The organism is Marinomonas sp. BSi20584, assembly GCF_002792415.1.
Classification (GTDB): domain Bacteria; phylum Pseudomonadota; class Gammaproteobacteria; order Pseudomonadales; family Marinomonadaceae; genus Marinomonas; species Marinomonas polaris.
Genome location: NZ_KZ454912.1, coordinates 1 through 7,914, shown reverse-complemented (window position 1 = coordinate 7,914; position 7,914 = coordinate 1). Strand labels below are relative to the sequence as shown.

At 44.4% G+C, this 7,914-nt stretch carries 6 protein-coding genes; 5 read left to right on the top strand and 1 reads right to left on the bottom strand.

Translation table 11 applies throughout. From position 1 onward, the window contains the following. Positions 1 to 74: 74 nt before the first annotated feature. Positions 75 to 1,388, bottom strand: a complete 1,314-nt coding sequence (locus TY87_RS22180; protein ID WP_100188736.1) for a DNA recombination protein RmuC — start codon at positions 1,386 to 1,388, stop codon at positions 75 to 77. 195 nt (positions 1,389 to 1,583) lie between these two features. Between TY87_RS22180 and TY87_RS22175 the strand changes: the two genes are divergently transcribed. The 5 genes from TY87_RS22175 to TY87_RS22155 all read left to right on the top strand — a co-directional run bounded on the left by TY87_RS22175 (position 1,584) and on the right by TY87_RS22155 (position 7,775). Then, positions 1,584 to 2,201: a YigZ family protein gene (locus TY87_RS22175; protein WP_100188735.1), complete on the top strand. Its 618-nt coding sequence runs from the start codon at positions 1,584 to 1,586 to the stop codon at positions 2,199 to 2,201. 2 nt (positions 2,202 to 2,203) lie between these two features. Continuing rightward, positions 2,204 to 5,032, top strand: a complete 2,829-nt coding sequence (gene rapA / locus TY87_RS22170) for an RNA polymerase-associated protein RapA (protein WP_100188734.1) — start codon at positions 2,204 to 2,206, stop codon at positions 5,030 to 5,032. Positions 5,033 to 5,038: 6 nt separating this feature from the next. Continuing rightward, positions 5,039 to 5,689 carry an RluA family pseudouridine synthase gene (locus TY87_RS22165; RefSeq protein ID WP_232617218.1) on the top strand — a complete coding sequence of 217 codons (651 nt, stop codon included), beginning with the start codon at positions 5,039 to 5,041 and terminating at the stop codon, positions 5,687 to 5,689. Between the two features lie 588 nt (positions 5,690 to 6,277). Continuing rightward, entirely contained in the window at positions 6,278 to 6,487 is a 210-nt protein-coding gene (locus TY87_RS22160) for an addiction module protein (protein ID WP_100188733.1), read from the top strand. 502 nt (positions 6,488 to 6,989) lie between these two features. Continuing rightward, positions 6,990 to 7,775: a hypothetical protein gene (locus TY87_RS22155; protein ID WP_100188732.1), complete on the top strand. Its 786-nt coding sequence runs from the start codon at positions 6,990 to 6,992 to the stop codon at positions 7,773 to 7,775. The last annotated feature ends 139 nt before the right edge of the window (positions 7,776 to 7,914 follow it).

The window sequence follows — 7,914 nt, the reverse complement described above, 5'->3', positions numbered from 1 at the left end:
TGAGGCTGATTAGGAGAGATGGTATCTACAATTTACGCCAAAAACGACGAGTAATGAAACACGACAAGATTCAATTACTCGTTCGGTTCATCGGTAAAAACATCATCGTTAAGATACTCTACTGGCAATGCCTTGCTCGTCTTAGCACCCATCAACTTTAGCTTCTCCGCTCTAGCAACTAGATTACCGCGTCCTGCAGTTAGCTTTTTCAAGGCAGAATCATGAGTACGACTCACGGCTTCCAGCTTGCTACCGATGTCGTCCATATCTTGTACAAATCCCGAAAACTTGTCGTACATTGCACCGGCTTGACGCGCAATTTCAATAGCGTTTTGACTCTGTTTTTCATTGCGCCAAATGTTTTGAATGGTACGTAAAGTCGCTAATAAATTAGACGGCCCGACGATAATAATATTGTGTTCGAAGGCTTCACTAAACAAACCATTGTCGCCTTGTAAGGCTAAACCAAACGCCGCTTCAATTGGGATAAACAACAACACAAAATCCAACGAAGTGACGCCCGGTAAATCGTGATAAGACTTTGCGCTCAGCTCCTTCATATGACGACGCACTGCATCCAAATGCTGTTTAAGCGCTCGATTTCTGTCTTCATCGGTTTCGGCTTCCATATAAGCCAGATAACTAATCAGCACCATTTTGGAGTCGACAATGATTTGCTTGCCTTCAGGCAAATGGATCACTACATCTGGCTGTAAACGTCGACCTTCTGCAGTTTGATAAGAAGCTTGCGTCTCATATTCACGGCCTTTTTCCAAACCTGAACGCTCTAAAATTCGCTCCAGAATCACTTCACCCCAACCACCCTGCAGTTTATTTTGACCTTTCAATGCATGGGTTAGACTCACCGCATCATCGCTGATTTTTTGATTCAGTAACTGCAGACCTTTAATTTCTTTCACCAACGAAAAACGCTCGCGGGCTTCTTCTTGATAACTCTTTTCTACACTTTCTTGAAACTTTTGGATTTGCGAACCAAGCGGCGTTAATAAAGAACCCAATTGACGCTCGTTTTCTTTCGCTAGTTGCTGACCTTGCTGGCTCATTATTTCATGAGCTATTTGCTTAAATTCGGTTTCGTTTTGCTTTTTTTGCTCGCGGTAAAAGGCTTCCTTTTCCTGCCAAACACTTTGCGCGGCAGCAAATTGTTGCTCTAAAGTCAGCGATTCTTTCTCCAAATAATGAATCTGATCTTTCGATTGTTCTAAAAGACGCTTTAATTCCTCATTTTGTTGCTGCATTTTTTCTTGTGTGTGCTGCCACTGACGGCGCATAGCCTGTACAATAGCACCAGCAATGCCAGATAGAAGAATCGCGCCGATACAAAAGCCCGATAACACCCAAACTGATTGCGAAAGCCAATCTGTCATATGAATTAAAACTCGCTATTTTAAATGTCTGTTTTTAACAAAGTGAGGCATTTGCATGACGTCACGAGCAAAGGCAAGACGAGGCAAAAATAGACGAAAAAGCGGAGTTTATAGGTTATAAATGAGCATTTTGAGTCTATTTTTAACACTGTATTGGCGCGCGCAGCAGTCATGCTAAGGTCTCGATAAGTTTACATGGATTACTACCTAAGCCCAACACACACGCAACGCTTTGATCTAGAAATAAAAAATAGTCAGTTTATTACGACGGTTTGTCGTACGAACGGCCGTGATGCGGCAAAGGCTTTTATCGAAAAAATGCGCCAGCGTTACCCTGATGCTAACCATCATTGTTGGGCGTTTATTGCAGGTATGCCAAATAATGCCCATCTATGGGATCAAAGTGACGATGGTGAGCCTAAAGGCACAGCGGGTAAACCTATGCTGAATGTGTTACAGCATTCCAATTTTGGTGAAACCACAGTAGTCGTGACACGCTTTTTTGGCGGTGTGAAACTCGGTGCGGGAGGCTTAGTAAGAGCCTACAGCCAAGCCGTACAAGAAGCGCTTTCGCAAACAGAATATGAAAATGTGTACCCGCGCAGCCCCGTTCAGCTGAAAATCGCCTACTCTTTACTGGGTAAGGTTGAATATTGGCTAGAACAGAGCGATATAGAAATAACCAACAAAACATACAGTGACAGCATAGTAATTGTTCTTGCTGTTATTGAACGTACTTGGCCTGAACATAAAATCGCATTGACGGATTTATGCCAAGGCAGTTTAACTTTAATTGAACCGGACAACGAATAACTATGTACCAAACTGGACAAAGATGGAGTAGCCGCAACGAGCCTGATCTCGGCGTAGGCATGATAGTAGACAAACAAAACAAGTCTTTTACCTTGCACTTCCCTGATGCGGAAGCGGATCGTCAATACTCAAATGACCAGACTAGTCTTGTTCGACGCACTTTAACTGTCGGCGATCAACTGCACTTTCAAGATGAGACCTTCACCATATTGGAAGTAGAAGAAATTGATGACCTGATCGAATACCGTATCAGCGAAGACGATGATTGGTTAGAAGAATCCATCATTCAATTCCCACGTAACGATAAGAACGAGCTCGATTCTTTACTGGCGCTTTCGCCAGCTCGTCGTATGTGGTTCGACCTACGTCGCCATACGCTTGAACACCAAGCGGCCAACGCAGCATCACCAGTTCGTGGCTTAATGGGCTTGAAAGCAGAGCTTCTACCGCACCAGATTTATTTGGCTCATGAGATCGCTAATCGCCCGAAAGCACGCGCGCTTTTGTGTGACGAAGTCGGTATGGGTAAAACCCTAGAAGCCGGCTTGATCTTGCATCAACGTCTACTAAACGGCCTCTGCAAACGCGTACTTATTCTGACTCCAACCAACCTGCAACATCAGTGGTTGGTTGAGATGCTACGCCGCTTCCACCAGCCATTCTCACTGATCAACGAATCCGTGTATGAAGACTTCATGGAAGGCGACGACAACCCGTTTGAACAACAACCTTTTGTTATCTCGCCAATCGATTGGGCGAGCCAACATCCGAAAGCCACTCAGCACATGTTGGATGCAGAATGGGACATGGTGATTGTCGACGAAGCCCATCACCTTGCTTGGCACCCAGAAACACCAAGCATTGGCTATCAAGTTGTAGCACGTTTAGCCGCCAAAACAGAATCGTTATTGCTGTTGAGCGCAACACCAGAACAAACTGGCGAACGCGAGCATTTCTCTCGCTTGCAACTGTTGGATGCTGATCATTATCACGATTTCGAGCATTATCAAGCACAACAACAAGCATTCAAACAAGCGGCTGAATTAGCAGAAGCACTGTTGCCGTTCAGCCAAGAAGACAGCTCACCAAAAGCGCTAGATTGGAACACGGCGTTTGGCTCTTACTTACAAGAAGTCAGTGCAAAAGACTGGTTCCAAGCACTTACAACCAAATCTGGTGCAGAACAAACCGAAGCCGCAAAAGAAGCCATTAGCTGGCTGATTGACCGTCATGGAACAGGCCGTGAAATGTTCCGTAACACCCGCGCCGCTGTGGGTGGTTTCCCGGATCGTTACCTTCATTCTTATCCGTTAGAAAACAATGAACACTTCGAATCTGCAGATCGCCATGTGCAACCAGAAACCGAAGTGTCTGACGGCTTATGGGAAAAAGATCCACGCTGGGTTTGGCTAAAAGAATTCCTAGAATGCCAAGCAGACAAAGTCCTCGTCATTTGTCACACCGCCGACATGGCACAATGGCTAAATGACCAACTGACTTTTGCTGGCTTCCAAAGTGCCGATTTCCACGAACAAATGCCACTGATCCACCGTGACCGAGCTGCTGCTTATTTCGCAGACGATAACGGTGCACAAATTTTAGTGTGTTCTGAAATCGGCAGTGAAGGCCGTAACTTCCAGTTCAGCCATCACATCGTTATGTACGATTTGCCAGAGCACCCAGACTTACTCGAACAGCGTATTGGTCGTCTTGATCGTCTAGGACAACTAAACGACGTGCAAATTCACGTCCCTTATATCAAGAAAAGCGTGCAAGAGCGCCTATTCAACTGGTACCACCACGCCCTAAACGCATTTTGTCGTACTACGGGTTCTGGCGATAAAGTCGAAGAAGCTTTTGGCGACAGCTTGCATGCCTACTTGCATGGTCAAGACGACGACACTGATTTGCTAAAAGAAGCAAACATCTACCATGAAGCGCTACTAAAACAAATGGAAGAAGGTCGTAACCGCTTGCTAGAAATGAGTTCGTGCCGTCCAGAACAAGCGCGTGCGTTAATCGAACAGATTAACAACCAAGCGACAAAAGGCCTGCATCACTACATTGAGCAAGTTACTCACGCGTTCAACATCTACGCAGATTGCATCAATGATGATCCAGATCGCGCCGCTTGGTTCTTGCGCCCTTCTACTGACATGATGCTCGAAGCACTGCCAGGCATAGAAGAAGAAGGTAAAATGCTCATGCTTGATCGCCGTCAAGCTAGCCAGCGTGAAGACGTAGCGTTCGCAACTTGGGAACACCCTCTGATCACCATGCTAATGGACGAAGTTCAAGGCTTTGACTCTGGCAAGCTTACTTCGGCTATCTTGCCAATCGCTGCATTGCCAGAAGGCACAGTATTGGTAGAAAGTATGTTCGTCATCGAAGCGACGGCTCACCCACGTTTGAAATTGGCGCAATCTCTGCCAATGACACCAATGTGGCAATTGTCTGACTCAAACGGCAAATTCCTCCATCAACAATTTACTGCCGACAAATGGGCCGAAAAACTGAAAGGCGTGCCAAACAGAGTCGCGGAACAATGGGTTGCTGCCTTGCGCAAAAACCTTATTGAAGTACTGCAAGCTCACCAGTTGAATGCTCAAGACCAAGCGCGTCCGATCGTTCACGCAGCGAAAACGTCTTACCAACATCGTTGCCAGAATGAAATCGAACGTTTAGTGGAATTGAAAGCCTTCAACGACACCATTCGTGATGAAGACATAGAACGTCTTGAAACCAACATGCAAGAAGGTTTGACTCGTATCGACGAGCACCAAATCCGCTTGGATGCGATTCGTATCATCTTAACTACCAAGCCGGAATAACATCCTGTGCAGGATGCCGTGCCGAGTTTAGAGCTATCTCGCTTAGAGATATTGTACGAAGACGAATGGTTTGCCGTAATAAACAAACCTGCCAACTGCTTATCTGTGCCCGGTCGTGGCCCAGATAAGCTCGATTCTATCTTGTATCGAGCAGAGTGTTTATTTGGCGAAGCCTTTGCTATACATCGACTGGATGAAGCCACCTCAGGCTTAATCCTCGTGGCAAAAACCCACGAATGTCAAAAACGCATGTATGCGCATTTTCGTGAACGAGAAGTCCAAAAAGAATACCGCGCCTTACTGCGCGGTCATCTTTTGGGCGAAAAAGGCGAAGTACGAAAACCACTGCGCTGCGACTGGCCAAATCGCCCAAGACAAATAATTTGCACCGACGAATGGAGCAAAGACTCCATCACCTACTGGGAAAAAATGGCCTACGAAAACAACACCACCCGTGTTCGACTCGTGCCGTTTACTGGCCGTTCTCACCAACTGCGTGTTCACATGCAAAGCCTAGGACACTCGATTATTGGCGATGAATTCTACGACCCAGAGTTTCAGAACGACCCTCGGTTGTTGTTGCACGCCTATCGGCTAGAGTTTAGGCATCCGTTTACCAAAGCATGGGTGGCGTTTGTCGCGGCTTGTCCTTTTTAGATCCAGCCCCCCGCTAGAATCCAAGCAACGCCCTTCCCGCGAAAGCGGGAATCAAGCTCGGTAGGTCTCAGCTTTAGCCCGACGCGGAATTCACATTCCATTCAAATGCTTTGAGCAAGGAGCTTTTTTCCGCTCTGCTGAGCGGGTAACTTTTGCCCAGATCCGCAAAAGTAACCAAAAGGTCTCTTTAAGATCTTTAATGCCTGATTTTTGTCATCGAAGAATAGCTTTACCGACGCTCTAGGGCAGTAAGGCATAGATTGTTTTTGATGCTTTTAGAAAGCCTATTTTTAACTGACTCTGAAACTCCATAAAGTCGCGCAACTTCGTCGCGTCGAACTGACTTCTTCATAGAGGCCGATAATGTTGAGGGACAAGCACAGAAGGTAACGTCTACTAATCACCAAGTCCCTTCCCCTTTTGTCTTTTCTAAGGGGAAGGCGGAGGATGGGGTGCTCTTTGGGTCTTCAAGTGTGTTTATTTCCTCTCAATGGCTTTTAGCTGAAAGAAGCGAGTGAAAAAGAGGAAATGATTATTTTGTGAATACAGGTATACTTATTTTCAAGAAACCGAACAAAGGAGCTTGGTATGTTGATTGACACGAAAAAAATCGCAGAACTGCCATTCGATGGGCAAATTGAATTAATGGAAGCCGTAATGAGTGCATTGGCTCAGAACCAAGCTGAATTTGACTCACCTAAATGGCATCTGCAAGAATTAGAAACTCGCAAGCATGAGCTTAACGAAACTGAAAAATGGCGCAGTTTTGAAGAGGTACGAGAAAGACTTAAATCGTGATATTGAACGGTTGCGATTTTTTGCAGATATTCATCCTAACATTAATGGCAGATTCCGAGTTCTTGCCCGCAGCTTTCCTTTTTCAATCTACTACCAAGTTATAGACGATCAAGTCTTGATTTTAGCCGTATTAGATAATCGCCAGAATCCCAAAAGCATTGAACATAGACTTACCAATAGTTAAATCCAATACCGTAGGCCAGATGAGAAGCATAGATTGGTTTTGTTGATGTGCGAAAGGATATTTTGGAATGACTCTGAAACGCCATAAAGTCGAGCAACTTCGTCGCGTCGAACTGACTTGTTCAAGGCAAAGACCGTAGGTCTGATGAGACGAGGAACGAGGCGTAATCTGACGATGGAAGCGAAGCTTTCACTTTATGGATTTACACTGGTTCGGAAAAACTAAAGTGCTATGTGAAATAACCATTAATTGGGCGATAAAACAAAAAATGCTATTATCCATAAATGGCTATCAAATCACGATCAATATGAGACTTAGATGGAAAAAATAATAAAACTAGGACCTTGGCTAATCGCTGTAATAGCAATAATTTACACAACCTGTATGCTCATATCGCCATGGATACAAAATGATTACGATTGGCAGAAAGTCCAAGATGTATGGGAACGATGGCAAGCACTAAACGTAGGCATCCTAGCATTCATATCTAGCAGCATTGCCTTCTACATTTCACGTTACAATTCCGAACAACAAAGAAATAGAGAATTCGTAGCCTCGAAAGCATTCCTTCCTCATGCATTAAGTGAGCTTAATAGCTATTTAAAATTAAGCGCTCCAATATTAGTTAGTGCTTATGAACACTCGTTAAATCCAAGATTAAGAGCCATGAAAATTCCTGGCATAGAAAGACCTCCGGGTACAGAAATTACTGCCCCAGAGGCTCCTTCAATTCCGGAATTGCCGAGGTCTTATGCTGAAGTGTTTACAAACTGTATAAGACACGCTCAACCAGAAGTTGGTGAGTATTTATCAAACATATTAAGATTATTACAAATTCACCACACTAGAATGAATGAATTTTCAGTTTCATTTAATACAGTTACAAATTCATCATATCATTTAAGCTGTTTATATAGCCTTGGGGAATTAGGAGCACTGATTAATAATCTATTTGATTTTGCAAGAAGTGAGTCCAATTTTCACAATCCAGAATTAACATGGGAATCTTTTGACACTGCGTTTCGAACACTAAATATATATTTTGAAAACCACGTAGAATTAGAAACACACACCAAAAGAGCGTTGGATCGTCATAAAAAATAGACTGAACGATGCTTTTTCATAGTAAGGAGGCTTTGCCCCATGTCTGACATAAATTTAAAGTGCGCGTGTGGAACGGTTAGAGGAAAGATCTCTTCCGTCAGCTCAAGAATTGGCACTCGGATTATTTGTTGTTGCCATG